This is a genomic window from Anabaenopsis sp. NIES-4685, assembly GCF_059725405.1.
Genome location: NZ_AP043602.1, coordinates 1,941,026 through 1,957,812, shown reverse-complemented (window position 1 = coordinate 1,957,812; position 16,787 = coordinate 1,941,026). Strand labels below are relative to the sequence as shown.

Annotated in this window: 1 protein-coding gene; it reads right to left on the bottom strand. The window is 46.9% G+C overall.

Translation table 11 applies throughout. The annotated features are described in order from the left end of the window. Window positions 1-16: 16 nt before the first annotated feature. Window positions 17-16,771, bottom strand: a complete 16,755-nt coding sequence (locus AC6IZ0_RS08600) for a hypothetical protein (RefSeq protein ID WP_497725790.1) — start codon at window positions 16,769-16,771, stop codon at window positions 17-19. Between the last annotated feature and the right edge of the window lie 16 nt (window positions 16,772-16,787).

Below are 16,787 nucleotides of genomic sequence, written 5' to 3'. Positions count from 1 at the left end.
TACCAGCTAGTGCTTACTACACAAAGCGAATGTTATCTGGTGCAAGTCCACTATTTGGCCCGATGTTACCAATGATTACACTATCACTAAAGTTTCCATCACCATCATAGTATATATCACCTGTATCAGTGGCGATACCAAGGCGGACACTGCTTTGATTGTAAGTTGCAATGTTAACTGCTGTATTGTAGAAGATAGTGTTTGCAGTAGTACTAGTACTATTTGGATCAGTCTCAATGTTAGCAGTTCCACTGCCTCCAAAGGTTCCAGTATCAAAGCGTAGAATGTCGCCACCTCCCCCAGTCATAAAATCAGTGATGATATTTCTATTGGCGTTATCTGTAATTCCATCAAAAGCAAAAGTATTAACACCAACACCACCAGTTAAGGTGTCAACGCCATTTCCACCAATTAAGGTGTCATCTCCATCTCCACCAATGATGGTGTCATTCGCCTCTCCACCATCAATATAAATCCCATTAGTGGTATATCCAGAAGCATTGATGGTGTCATCTCCTGTACCACCAATGACGGTGAGGATACCTGCTGTTTGAGCGGTGGTTCCTAGGGTGATGTTATTATCACCATTGGCTGTGGTTAATATTTCCACGTTGCTGACATTGGTAAAGTTTGCATCCCCTAGGGTTTGACCATTATTGGTGAGTTGAATGGTGTCTGTATTCGCACCACCAGCTATGGTAACAGCAGCGACTAACTGGACGGTGTCGGTAAATATGAATCGGTTATCTCCATCTCCACCCATTAAGCTATCAGCACCACCACCACCGATGATGCTGTCATCTCCATCTCCACCAATGATGGTGTCAGCACCTGTACCACCAGTTAAGGTGTCATTCCCACTTCCACCATCAATATAAATCGCATTGCTGTAAGCAGCAGCATTGATGCTGTCATTACCTGTACCACCAATGACGGTGCGGATAAGTGCTGTATTTTCGGCGTTGCTTCCTAGGGTGATGTTGTTATCACCATTGGCTGTTATTAATATTTCAACGCTGCTGACATTAGCAAAGTTTGTATCTACAAGGGTTTGACCCGCAGTGGTGAGTTCAATGGTGTCTGTATCCCCACCACCAGCTATGGTAGCAGCAGCGACTAACTCGGCGGTGTTGGTAAATATGAATAGGTTATTTCCATCTCCACCAACTAAGCTATCAGTACCACCACCACCGGTAATGGTGTCGTTTCCAGTTCCACCGTCAATGGTGTCAGCACCTGTACCACCGATGATGGCGTCATTCCCAATCCCACCGGTGATGCTGTTATTTCCATTTCCACCGATGATGCTGTCATCTCCAATTCCACCGTCAATGGTGTCAGCACCTGTACCACCAGTTAAGGTGTCATTCCCACTTCCACCATCAATATAAATCGCATTGCTGTAAGCAGCAGCATTGATGCTGTCATTACCTGTACCACCAATGACGGTGCGGATAAGTGCTGTATTTTCGGCGTTGCTTCCTAGGGTGATGTTGTTATCACCATTGGTTGTGGTTAATATTTCAACGCTGCTGACATTAGCAAAGTTTGTATCTACAAGGGTTTGACCCGCAGTGGTGAGTTCAATGGTGTCTGTATCCCCACCACCAGCTATGGTAGCAGCAGCGACTAACTCGGCGGTGTTGGTAAATATGAATAGGTTATTTCCATCTCCACCAACTAAGCTATCAGTACCACCACCACCGGTAATGGTGTCGTTTCCAGTTCCACCGTCAATGGTGTCAGCACCTGTACCACCGATGATGGCGTCATTCCCAATCCCACCGGTGATGCTGTTATTTCCATTTCCACCGATGATGCTGTCATCTCCAATTCCACCGTCAATGGTGTCAGCACCTGTACCACCAGTTAAGGTGTCATTCCCACTTCCACCATCAATATAAATCGCATTGCTGTAAGCAGCAGCATTGATGCTGTCATTACCTGTACCACCAATGACGGTGCGGATAAGTGCTGTATTTTCGGCGTTGCTTCCTAGGGTGATGTTGTTATCACCATTGGCTGTTATTAATATTTCAACGCTGCTGACATTAGCAAAGTTTGTATCTACAAGGGTTTGACCCGCAGTGGTGAGTTCAATGGTGTCTGTATCCCCACCACCAGCTATGGTAGCAGCAGCGACTAACTCGGCGGTGTTGGTAAATATGAATCGGTCATCTCCACCTCCACCAACTAAGCTATCAGTACCACCACCACCGGTAATGGTGTCGTTTCCAGTTCCACCGTCAATGGTGTCAGCACCTGTACCACCGATGATGGCGTCATTCCCAATCCCACCGGTGATGCTGTTATTTCCATTTCCACCGATGATGCTGTCATCTCCAATTCCACCGTCAATGGTGTCAGCACCTGTACCACCAGTTAAGGTGTCATTCCCACTTCCACCATCAATATAAATCGCATTGCTGTAAGCAGCAGCATTGATGCTGTCATTACCTGTACCACCAATGACGGTGCGGATAAGTGCTGTATTTTCGGCGTTGCTTCCTAGGGTGATGTTGTTATCACCATTGGCTGTGGTTAATATTTCAACGCTGCTGACATTAGCAAAGTTTGTATCTACAAGGGTTTGACCCGCAGTGGTGAGTTCAATGGTGTCTGTATCCCCACCACCAGCTATGGTAGCAGCAGCGACTAACTCGGCGGTGTTGGTAAATATGAATAGGTTATTTCCATCTCCACCAACTAAGCTATCAGTACCACCACCACCGGTAATGGTGTCGTTTCCAGTTCCACCGTCAATGGTGTCAGCACCTGTACCACCGATGATGGCGTCATTCCCAATCCCACCGGTGATGCTGTTATTTCCATTTCCACCGATGATGCTGTCATCTCCAATTCCACCGTCAATGGTGTCAGCACCTGTACCACCAGTTAAGGTGTCAGCACCATCTCCACCTTCAATATAAATAGCAGTGGTGTAAGTAGCAGCATTGATGGTGTCATTACCTGTACCACCAATGACGGTGAGGATACCTGCACCTTCGGCTTCTGTTCCTAGGGTGATGTTACTACCAGTACCGTTAGCTATGGTTAATATTTCAACGTTGCTGACATTGGTAAAGTCTGCATCTACAAGGGTTTGAGCATCAGCGGTGAGTTCAATGGTGTCTGTATTCGCACCACCATCTACGGTGTCAGCAGTGGTGAGAAGTCCACTACCAAATTGGAATAGGTCATCTTGGTTTCCACCGGATAAGTTATCGTCTCCACTACCAGCGATGATGGTGTCAGCACCATCTCCACCGGTGATGCTGTTATTTCCATTTCCACCGATGATGCTGTCATCTCCAATTCCACCAATGATGGTGTCAGCACCTGTACCACCAGTTAAGGTGTCAGCACCATCTCCACCTTCAATATAAATAGCAGTGGTGTAAGTAGCAGCATTGATGGTGTCATTACCTGTACCACCAATGACGGTGAGGATACCTGCACCTTCGGCTTCTGTTCCTAGGGTGATGTTACTACCAGTACCGTTAGCTATGGTTAATATTTCAACGTTGCTGACATTGGTAAAGTCTGCATCTACAAGGGTTTGAGCATCAGCGGTGAGTTCAATGGTGTCTGTATTCGCACCACCATCTACGGTGTCAGCAGTGGTGAGAAGTCCACTACCAAATTGGAATAGGTCATCTTGGTTTCCACCGGATAAGTTATCGTCTCCACTACCAGCGATGATGGTGTCAGCACCATCTCCACCGGTGATGCTGTTATTTCCATTTCCACCGATGATGCTGTCATCTCCAATTCCACCAATGATGGTGTCAGCACCTGTACCACCAGTTAAGGTGTCAGCACCATCTCCACCTTCAATATAAATAGCAGTGGTGTAAGTAGCAGCATTGATGGTGTCATTACCTGTACCACCAATGACGGTGCGGATAAGTGCTGTATTTTCGGCGTTGCTTCCTAGGGTGATGTTGTTATCACCATTGGCTGTTATTAATATTTCAACGCTGCTGACATTAGCAAAGTTTGTATCTACAAGGGTTTGACCCGCAGTGGTGAGTTCAATGGTGTCTGTATCCCCACCACCAGCTATGGTAGCAGCAGCGACTAACTCGGCGGTGTTGGTAAATATGAATCGGTCATCTCCACCACCACCAACTAAGCTATCAGTACCACCACCACCGGTAATGGTGTCGTTTCCAGTTCCACCGTCAATGGTGTCAGCACCTGTACCACCGATGATGGCGTCATTCCCAATCCCACCGGTGATGCTGTTATTTCCATTTCCACCGATGATGCTGTCATCTCCAATTCCACCGTCAATGGTGTCAGCACCTGTACCACCAGTTAAGGTGTCATTCCCACTTCCACCATCAATATAAATCGCATTGCTGTAAGCAGCAGCATTGATGCTGTCATTACCTGTACCACCAATGACGGTGCGGATAAGTGCTGTATTTTCGGCGTTTCCTGCTAGGGTGATGTTGTTATCACCATTGGCTGTGGTTAATATTTCAACGCTGCTGACATTAGCAAAGTTTGTATCTACAAGGGTTTGACCCGCAGTGGTGAGTTCAATGGTGTCTGTATCCCCACCACCAGCTATGGTAGCAGCAGCGACTAACTCGGCGGTGTTGGTAAATATGAATAGGTTATTTCCATCTCCACCAACTAAGCTATCAGTACCACCACCACCGGTAATGGTGTCGTTTCCAGTTCCACCGTCAATGGTGTCAGCACCTGTACCACCGATGATGGCGTCATTCCCAATCCCACCGGTGATGCTGTTATTTCCATTTCCACCGATGATGCTGTCATCTCCAATTCCACCGTCAATGGTGTCAGCACCTGTACCACCAGTTAAGGTGTCATTCCCACTTCCACCATCAATATAAATCGCATTGCTGTAAGCAGCAGCATTGATGCTGTCATTACCTGTACCACCAATGACGGTGCGGATAAGTGCTGTATTTTCGGCGTTGCTTCCTAGGGTGATGTTGTTATCACCATTGGCTGTTATTAATATTTCAACGCTGCTGACATTAGCAAAGTTTGTATCTACAAGGGTTTGACCCGCAGTGGTGAGTTCAATGGTGTCTGTATCCCCACCACCAGCTATGGTAGCAGCAGCGACTAACTCGGCGGTGTTGGTAAATATGAATAGGTTATTTCCATCTCCACCAACTAAGCTATCAGTACCACCACCACCGGTAATGGTGTCGTTTCCAGTTCCACCGTCAATGGTGTCAGCACCTGTACCACCGATGATGGCGTCATTCCCAATCCCACCGGTGATGCTGTTATTTCCATTTCCACCGATGATGCTGTCATCTCCAATTCCACCGTCAATGGTGTCAGCACCTGTACCACCAGTTAAGGTGTCATTCCCACTTCCACCATCAATATAAATCGCATTGCTGTAAGCAGCAGCATTGATGCTGTCATTACCTGTACCACCAATGACGGTGCGGATAAGTGCTGTATTTTCGGCGTTTCCTGCTAGGGTGATGTTGTTATCACCATTGGCTGTGGTTAATATTTCAACGCTGCTGACATTAGCAAAGTTTGTATCTACAAGGGTTTGACCCGCAGTGGTGAGTTCAATGGTGTCTGTATCCCCACCACCAGCTATGGTAGCAGCAGCGACTAACTCGGCGGTGTTGGTAAATATGAATAGGTTATTTCCATCTCCACCAACTAAGCTATCAGTACCACCACCACCGGTAATGGTGTCGTTTCCAGTTCCACCGTCAATGGTGTCAGCACCTGTACCACCGATGATGGCGTCATTCCCAATCCCACCGGTGATGCTGTTATTTCCATTTCCACCGATGATGCTGTCATCTCCAATTCCACCGTCAATGGTGTCAGCACCTGTACCACCAGTTAAGGTGTCATTCCCACTTCCACCATCAATATAAATCGCATTGCTGTAAGCAGCAGCATTGATGCTGTCATTACCTGTACCACCAATGACGGTGCGGATAAGTGCTGTATTTTCGGCGTTGCTTCCTAGGGTGATGTTGTTATCACCATTGGCTGTTATTAATATTTCAACGCTGCTGACATTAGCAAAGTTTGTATCTACAAGGGTTTGACCCGCAGTGGTGAGTTCAATGGTGTCTGTATCCCCACCACCAGCTATGGTAGCAGCAGCGACTAACTCGGCGGTGTTGGTAAATATGAATCGGTCATCTCCACCACCACCAACTAAGCTATCAGCACCACCACCACCGGTAATGGTGTCGTTTCCAGTTCCACCGTCAATGGTGTCAGCACCTGTACCACCGATGATGGCGTCATTCCCAATCCCACCGGTGATGCTGTTATTTCCATTTCCACCGATGATGCTGTCATCTCCAATTCCACCGTCAATGGTGTCAGCACCTGTACCACCAGTTAAGGTGTCATTCCCACTTCCACCATCAATATAAATCGCATTGCTGTAAGCAGCAGCATTGATGCTGTCATTACCTGTACCACCAATGACGGTGCGGATAAGTGCTGTATTTTCGGCGTTTCCTGCTAGGGTGATGTTGTTATCACCATTGGCTGTGGTTAATATTTCAACGCTGCTGACATTAGCAAAGTTTGTATCTACAAGGGTTTGACCCGCAGTGGTGAGTTCAATGGTGTCTGTATCCCCACCACCAGCTATGGTAGCAGCAGCGACTAACTCGGCGGTGTTGGTAAATATGAATAGGTTATTTCCATCTCCACCAACTAAGCTATCAGTACCACCACCACCGGTAATGGTGTCGTTTCCAGTTCCACCGTCAATGGTGTCAGCACCTGTACCACCGATGATGGCGTCATTCCCAATCCCACCGGTGATGCTGTTATTTCCATTTCCACCGATGATGCTGTCATCTCCAATTCCACCGTCAATGGTGTCAGCACCTGTACCACCAGTTAAGGTGTCATTCCCACTTCCACCATCAATATAAATCGCATTGCTGTAAGCAGCAGCATTGATGCTGTCATTACCTGTACCACCAATGACGGTGCGGATAAGTGCTGTATTTTCGGCGTTGCTTCCTAGGGTGATGTTGTTATCACCATTGGCTGTTATTAATATTTCAACGCTGCTGACATTAGCAAAGTTTGTATCTACAAGGGTTTGACCCGCAGTGGTGAGTTCAATGGTGTCTGTATCCCCACCACCAGCTATGGTAGCAGCAGCGACTAACTCGGCGGTGTTGGTAAATATGAATAGGTTATTTCCATCTCCACCAACTAAGCTATCAGTACCACCACCACCGGTAATGGTGTCGTTTCCAGTTCCACCGTCAATGGTGTCAGCACCTGTACCACCGATGATGGCGTCATTCCCAATCCCACCGGTGATGCTGTTATTTCCATTTCCACCGATGATGCTGTCATCTCCAATTCCACCGTCAATGGTGTCAGCACCTGTACCACCAGTTAAGGTGTCATTCCCACTTCCACCATCAATATAAATCGCATTGCTGTAAGCAGCAGCATTGATGCTGTCATTACCTGTACCACCAATGACGGTGCGGATAAGTGCTGTATTTTCGGCGTTGCTTCCTAGGGTGATGTTGTTATCACCATTGGCTGTTATTAATATTTCAACGCTGCTGACATTAGCAAAGTTTGTATCTACAAGGGTTTGACCCGCAGTGGTGAGTTCAATGGTGTCTGTATCCCCACCACCAGCTATGGTAGCAGCAGCGACTAACTCGGCGGTGTTGGTAAATATGAATCGGTCATCTCCACCACCACCAACTAAGCTATCAGCACCACCACCACCGGTAATGGTGTCGTTTCCAGTTCCACCGTCAATGGTGTCAGCACCTGTACCACCGATGATGGCGTCATTCCCAATCCCACCGGTGATGCTGTTATTTCCATTTCCACCGATGATGCTGTCATCTCCAATTCCACCGTCAATGGTGTCAGCACCTGTACCACCAGTTAAGGTGTCATTCCCACTTCCACCATCAATATAAATCGCATTGCTGTAAGCAGCAGCATTGATGCTGTCATTACCTGTACCACCAATGACGGTGCGGATAAGTGCTGTATTTTCGGCGTTGCTTCCTAGGGTGATGTTGTTATCACCATTGGCTGTTATTAATATTTCAACGCTGCTGACATTAGCAAAGTTTGTATCTACAAGGGTTTGACCCGCAGTGGTGAGTTCAATGGTGTCTGTATCCCCACCACCAGCTATGGTAGCAGCAGCGACTAACTCGGCGGTGTTGGTAAATATGAATCGGTCATCTCCACCACCACCAACTAAGCTATCAGCACCACCACCACCGGTAATGGTGTCGTTTCCAGTTCCACCGTCAATGGTGTCAGCACCTGTACCACCGATGATGGCGTCATTCCCAATCCCACCGGTGATGCTGTTATTTCCATTTCCACCGATGATGCTGTCATCTCCAATTCCACCGTCAATGGTGTCAGCACCTGTACCACCAGTTAAGGTGTCAGCACCATCTCCACCTTCAATATAAATAGCAGTGGTGTAAGTAGCAGCATTGATGGTGTCATTACCTGTACCACCAATGACGGTGAGGATACCTGCACCTTCGGCTTCTGTTCCTAGGGTGATGTTACTACCAGTACCGTTAGCTATGGTTAATATTTCAACGTTGCTGACATTGGTAAAGTCTGCATCTACAAGGGTTTGAGCATCAGCGGTGAGTTCAATGGTGTCTGTATTCGCACCACCATCTACGGTGTCAGCAGTGGTGAGAAGTCCACTACCAAATTGGAATAGGTCATCTTGGTTTCCACCGGATAAGTTATCGTCTCCACTACCAGCGATGATGGTGTCAGCACCATCTCCACCGGTGATGCTGTTATTTCCATTTCCACCGATGATGCTGTCATCTCCAATTCCACCAATGATGGTGTCAGCACCTGTACCACCAGTTAAGGTGTCAGCACCATCTCCACCTTCAATATAAATAGCAGTGGTGTAAGTAGCAGCATTGATGGTGTCATTACCTGTACCACCAATGACGGTGAGGATACCTGCACCTTCGGCTTCTGTTCCTAGGGTGATGTTACTACCAGTACCGTTAGCTATGGTTAATATTTCAACGTTGCTGACATTGGTAAAGTCTGCATCTACAAGGGTTTGAGCATCAGCGGTGAGTTCAATGGTGTCTGTATTCGCACCACCATCTACGGTGTCAGCAGTGGTGAGAAGTCCACTACCAAATTGGAATAGGTCATCTTGGTTTCCACCGGATAAGTTATCGTCTCCACTACCAGCGATGATGGTGTCAGCACCATCTCCACCGGTGATGCTGTTATTTCCATTTCCACCGATGATGCTGTCATCTCCAATTCCACCAATGATGGTGTCAGCACCTGTACCACCAGTTAAGGTGTCAGCACCATCTCCACCTTCAATATAAATAGCAGTGGTGTAAGTAGCAGCATTGATGGTGTCATTACCTGTACCACCAATGACGGTGAGGATACCTGCACCTTCGGCTTCTGTTCCTAGGGTGATGTTACTACCAGTACCGTTAGCTATGGTTAATATTTCAACGTTGCTGACATTGGTAAAGTCTGCATCTACAAGGGTTTGAGCATCAGCGGTGAGTTCAATGGTGTCTGTATTCGCACCACCATCTACGGTGTCAGCAGTGGTGAGAAGTCCACTACCAAATTGGAATAGGTCATCTTGGTTTCCACCGGATAAGTTATCGTCTCCACTACCAGCGATGATGGTGTCAGCACCATCTCCACCGGTGATGCTGTTATTTCCATTTCCACCGATGATGCTGTCATCTCCAATTCCACCAATGATGGTGTCAGCACCTGTACCACCAGTTAAGGTGTCAGCACCATCTCCACCTTCAATATAAATAGCAGTGGTGTAAGTAGCAGCATTGATGGTGTCATTACCTGTACCACCAATGACGGTGAGGATACCTGCACCTTCGGCTTCTGTTCCTAGGGTGATGTTACTACCAGTACCGTTAGCTATGGTTAATATTTCAACGTTGCTGACATTGGTAAAGTCTGCATCTACAAGGGTTTGAGCATCAGCGGTGAGTTCAATGGTGTCTGTATTCGCACCACCATCTACGGTGTCAGCAGTGGTGAGAAGTCCACTACCAAATTGGAATAGGTCATCTTGGTTTCCACCGGATAAGTTATCGTCTCCACTACCAGCGATGATGGTGTCAGCACCATCTCCACCGGTGATGCTGTTATTTCCATTTCCACCGATGATGCTGTCATCTCCAATTCCACCAATGATGGTGTCAGCACCTGTACCACCAGTTAAGGTGTCAGCACCATCTCCACCTTCAATATAAATAGCAGTGGTGTAAGTAGCAGCATTGATGGTGTCATTACCTGTACCACCAATGACGGTGAGGATACCTGCACCTTCGGCTTCTGTTCCTAGGGTGATGTTACTACCAGTACCGTTAGCTATGGTTAATATTTCAACGTTGCTGACATTGGTAAAGTCTGCATCTACAAGGGTTTGAGCATCAGCGGTGAGTTCAATGGTGTCTGTATTCGCACCACCATCTACGGTGTCAGCAGTGGTGAGAAGTCCACTACCAAATTGGAATAGGTCATCTTGGTTTCCACCGGATAAGTTATCGTCTCCACTACCAGCGATGATGGTGTCAGCACCATCTCCACCGGTGATGCTGTTATTTCCATTTCCACCGATGATGCTGTCATCTCCAATTCCACCAATGATGGTGTCAGCACCTGTACCACCAGTTAAGGTGTCAGCACCATCTCCACCTTCAATATAAATAGCAGTGGTGTAAGTAGCAGCATTGATGGTGTCATTACCTGTACCACCAATGACGGTGAGGATACCTGCACCTTCGGCTTCTGTTCCTAGGGTGATGTTACTACCAGTACCGTTAGCTATGGTTAATATTTCAACGTTGCTGACATTGGTAAAGTCTGCATCTACAAGGGTTTGAGCATCAGCGGTGAGTTCAATGGTGTCTGTATTCGCACCACCATCTACGGTGTCAGCAGTGGTGAGAAGTCCACTACCAAATTGGAATAGGTCATCTTGGTTTCCACCGGATAAGTTATCGTCTCCACTACCAGCGATGATGGTGTCAGCACCATCTCCACCGGTGATGCTGTTATTTCCATTTCCACCGATGATGCTGTCATCTCCAATTCCACCAATGATGGTGTCAGCACCTGTACCACCAGTTAAGGTGTCAGCACCATCTCCACCTTCAATATAAATAGCAGTGGTGTAAGTAGCAGCATTGATGGTGTCATTACCTGTACCACCAATGACGGTGAGGATACCTGCACCTTCGGCTTCTGTTCCTAGGGTGATGTTACTACCAGTACCGTTAGCTATGGTTAATATTTCAACGTTGCTGACATTGGTAAAGTCTGCATCTACAAGGGTTTGAGCATCAGCGGTGAGTTCAATGGTGTCTGTATTCGCACCACCATCTACGGTGTCAGCAGTGGTGAGAAGTCCACTACCAAATTGGAATAGGTCATCTTGGTTTCCACCGGATAAGTTATCGTCTCCACTACCAGCGATGATGGTGTCAGCACCATCTCCACCGGTGATGCTGTTATTTCCATTTCCACCGATGATGCTGTCATCTCCAATTCCACCAATGATGGTGTCAGCACCTGTACCACCAGTTAAGGTGTCAGCACCATCTCCACCTTCAATATAAATAGCAGTGGTGTAAGTAGCAGCATTGATGGTGTCATTACCTGTACCACCAATGACGGTGAGGATACCTGCACCTTCGGCTTCTGTTCCTAGGGTGATGTTACTACCAGTACCGTTAGCTATGGTTAATATTTCAACGTTGCTGACATTGGTAAAGTCTGCATCTACAAGGGTTTGAGCATCAGCGGTGAGTTCAATGGTGTCTGTATTCGCACCACCATCTACGGTGTCAGCAGTGGTGAGAAGTCCACTACCAAATTGGAATAGGTCATCTTGGTTTCCACCGGATAAGTTATCGTCTCCACTACCAGCGATGATGGTGTCAGCACCATCTCCACCGGTGATGCTGTTATTTCCATTTCCACCGATGATGCTGTCATCTCCAATTCCACCGTCAATGGTGTCAGCACCTGTACCACCAGTTAAGGTGTCATTCCCACTTCCACCATCAATATAAATCGCATTGCTGTAAGCAGCAGCATTGATGCTGTCATTACCTGTACCACCAATGACGGTGCGGATAAGTGCTGTATTTTCGGCGTTTCCTGCTAGGGTGATGTTGTTATCACCATTGGCTGTGGTTAATATTTCAACGCTGCTGACATTAGCAAAGTTTGTATCTACAAGGGTTTGACCCGCAGTGGTGAGTTCAATGGTGTCTGTATCCCCACCACCAGCTATGGTAGCAGCAGCGACTAACTCGGCGGTGTTGGTAAATATGAATAGGTTATTTCCATCTCCACCAACTAAGCTATCAGTACCACCACCACCGGTAATGGTGTCGTTTCCAGTTCCACCGTCAATGGTGTCAGCACCTGTACCACCGATGATGGCGTCATTCCCAATCCCACCGGTGATGCTGTTATTTCCATTTCCACCGATGATGCTGTCATCTCCAATTCCACCGTCAATGGTGTCAGCACCTGTACCACCAGTTAAGGTGTCATTCCCACTTCCACCATCAATATAAATCGCATTGCTGTAAGCAGCAGCATTGATGCTGTCATTACCTGTACCACCAATGACGGTGCGGATAAGTGCTGTATTTTCGGCGTTGCTTCCTAGGGTGATGTTGTTATCACCATTGGCTGTTATTAATATTTCAACGCTGCTGACATTAGCAAAGTTTGTATCTACAAGGGTTTGACCCGCAGTGGTGAGTTCAATGGTGTCTGTATCCCCACCACCAGCTATGGTAGCAGCAGCGACTAACTCGGCGGTGTTGGTAAATATGAATCGGTCATCTCCACCACCACCAACTAAGCTATCAGCACCACCACCACCGGTAATGGTGTCATTTCCAGTTCCACCGTCAATGGTGTCAGCACCTGTACCACCTAGTAGGTTATCAGCACCATCTCCACCTTCAATATAAATGTTATTGCTGTAAGTAGAAGCATTGATGGTGTCATCTCCTGTACCACCGTTGACGGTGCGGATACCTGCTGTTTCGGCGTTGGTTCCTAGGGTGATGTTACTACCAGCACCGTCAACTATGGTTAATATTTCAACGCTGCTGACATGATCAAAGTCTGCATCATCAAGAGTGTGAGCACCATCAATGAGTTCAATGGTGTCTGTACCACCACCACCAGCTACGGTGTCATTACCGGTGAGGCGACTGTCAGTACCATCCAAGCCAAATCGGAATATGTCATTTCCATCTCCACCAGATAAGTTATCGTCTCCACTACCAGCGATGATGGTGTCATTACCTGCATTAGCATTAATGGTAATTCCAGTGTTATATCCAGAAGCGTCAATGCTGTCATTCCCTGTACCAGCGTTGACGGTGAGAATACCTGCTTCTTGGGCTTCTGTTCCTAGGGTGAGGTTATTAGTACCATTGGCTGTGGTTAATATTTCAACGTTGCTGACATTGGTAAAGTTTGCATCTACAAGGATTTGAGCATCACTGGTGAGTTGAATGGTGTCTGTTGTACCATCTCCACCATCTACGGTGTCATCACTGGTGAGGCGACCACTTTCAAATCGGAAGATGTCATTACCTTCACCACCGGATAAGTTATCGTTTCCACTACCAGCGATGATGGTGTCATTACCTGCATTAGCATTAATGGTAATTCCAGTGTTATATCCAGAAGCGTCAATGCTGTCATTACCTCCACCACCGTTGACGGTGCGGATACCTGCTGTTTGGGCGAGGTTAGCTAGGGTGAGGTTATTATTACCATCTGCTGTGGTTAATATTTCAACGTTGGTTTTATTAGCAAAGGCTTCATCCCCTAGGGTTTGACCATTAGCTGTGAGTTGAATGGTGTCTGTTGTACCATCTCCACCATCTACGGTGTCAGCACTGGTGAGGCGATTACTACCAAATTGGAATAGGTCATCTCCTGTACCACCGGATAAGTTATCGTTTCCACTACCAGCGATGATGGTGTCATTACCTGCATTAGCATTAATGGTAATTCCAGTGTTATATCCAGAAGCGTCAATGCTGTCATTACCTCCACCACCGTTGACGGTGCGGATACCTGCTGTTTGGGCGAGGTTAGCTAGGGTGAGGTTATTATTACCATCTGCTGTGGTTAATATTTCAACGTTGGTTTTATTAGCAAAGGCTTCATCCCCTAGGGTTTGACCATTAGCGGTGAGTTGAATGGTGTCTGTTGTACCATCTCCACCATCTACGGTGTCAGCACTGGTGAGGCGATTACTACCAAATTGGAATAGGTCATCTCCTGTACCACCGGATAAGTTATCGTTTCCACTACCAGCGATGATGGTGTCATTACCTGCATTAGCATTAATGGTAATTCCAGTGTTATATCCAGAAGCGTCAATGCTGTCATTACCTCCACCACCGTTGACGGTGCGGATACCTGCTGTTTGGGCGAGGTTAGCTAGGGTGAGGTTATTATTACCATCTGCTGTGGTTAATATTTCTACGCTGGTTTTATTAGCAAAGGCTGCATCTACAAGGGTTTGAGTATTATCTGTGAGTTGAATGGTGTCTGTATTCGCACCACCAGCTATGGTAACAGCAGCGACTAACTGGGTGGTGTCGGTAAATATGAATCGGTCATCTCCACCACCACCAACTAAGCTATCAGCACCACCACCACCGGTAATGGTGTCGTTTCCAGTTCCACCGTCAATGGTGTCATCACCTGTACCACCGATGATGGTGTCATTCCCACTACCACCAGTGATGCTGTTATTTCCAGTTCCACCTTCAATATAAATCGCAGTGGTGTAAGCAGAAGCATTGATGATGTCATTACCTGTACCACCAATGACGGTGCGGATACCTGCTGTTTGGGCGAGGTTAGCTAGGGTGAGGTTATTATTACCATCTGCTGTGGTTAATATTTCAACGGTGGTTTTATTAGCAAAGACTTCATCTGCAAGGGTTTGAGTATCAGCGGTGAGTTGAATGGTGTCTGTATTCGCACCACCATCTACGGTGTCAGCAGTGGTGAGAAGTCCATCTCCAAATTGGAATATGTCATCTCCATCTCCACCAGATAAGTTATCGCTTCCACCACCAGCGGTGATGGTGTCATTACCTCCACCACCATTAATGGTAATTCCAGTGGTGTAATCAGCAGCATTGATGCTGTCAGCACCATTTCCACCGTTGACGATGCGGATACCTGCTGTTTGGGCGAGGTTAGCTAGGGTGATGTTATTAGTACCATTGGCTGTGGTTAATATTTCAACGGTGGTTTTATTAGCAAAGACTTCATCTGCAAGGGTTTGACTATCATCGGTGAGTTGAATGGTGTCTGTATTCGCACCACCAGCTACGGTGTCATCACTGGTGAGGCGGTTTGCTCCAAATTGGAATAGGTCATCTCCATCTCCACCTACTAAGCTATCAGCACCACCACCACCGATAATGGTGTCATTACCTCCACCACCATTAATGGTAATTCCATTGGTATATCCAAAAGCGTCAATGCTGTCATTACCTGTACCACCAAAGACGGTGAGGATACCTGCTGCTTCGGCAAGGTTAGCTAGGGTGAGGTTATTATTACCATTGGCTGTTCTTAATATTTGAACATCTGTGACATGGGTAAAGGCATCATCTGCAAGGTCTTGACCATGAGCGGAGAGTTGAATGGTGTTTGTACCAGTACCACCCTCTACAGTATCTCCGCTGGTTAAGCGGCTGGTTCTGCCAGAAAATGCGCTAAATTGGAAGGTGTCATTTCCTGTAAGGCCCAATATGCTATCATTGCCACTACCAGCGGTGATGATGTTATTGCCATGATTGCCTATGAGGGTGATACCGTAAGTAATAAGACTGGCGTTGATGTTTAAGTTGGTTGTATTCTTAGTTGTATCAGATAGAGGCGCCTCTATCTGGGCATTATTGGCGGTAATAAACCTATCCCGGGTGACTTCGTAGGTCTCAACTTTTTCGATGTTACGGACAGACCGGGAAAGGGTGAGGGTGTCGTTGGGAGTGTTGCTAACAAAGACAATTATGTTATTACCAGCTTCACCGTCAATAATTTCTGAGCTGGTGTGGTCAACACCATATTGAACTAGGAAGGTATCATTACCATCACCACCGTATAGCCGGTCTGTGAATCCTCCCCCGACTATGGTGTCGTCGCCGTGTCCACCATAAATCGTATTGGTCATAGCGATGCGGGTACGATTATTATAAAGATCGTTACCACCAAAAAATACGTCGTCGGCAAACAGCTGATCATCGCCATCCAAGCCGTAAATGGTAGTTCGACTATCGTTACCAATAATAATGTTATTGCTAGCGTTACCCCTACCAACTAGGGTACGTGTGGAGATTAAGGTTAAATTCTCTAGGTCATCTCTCAGGGTATAGGAATAATAGGTATAAACGGTGTCGATTCCTTCCCCGCCGCTGATGGTGTCGCGGACGTTTTGTGAAACAAGTATGTCATTGCCTTCGCCGCCTACTAGGCTGTTTATACCACCATTACCTATGAGGATGTCGTCACCACCTGCACCGTCAATGGTGTTGTTGGAATTGTTGCCAATAATGATGTTATTGCCACCGTTACCAGTAGCCCTGATGCGGCCTGAACCGGTAAGGATGAGGGTGGCATCACCGGCACCGCCATCTATGGTGTAGTCAATAGATGTGTATAGGGGATTCGTCATAATTAAACCTTTGATA

What these genes read in the sequence shown, in the direction of transcription:
- AC6IZ0_RS08600 (WP_497725790.1), bottom strand. Translation starts at nt 16,771, where the DNA reads ATGACGAATCCCCTATACACATCTATTGACTACACCATAGATGGCGGT.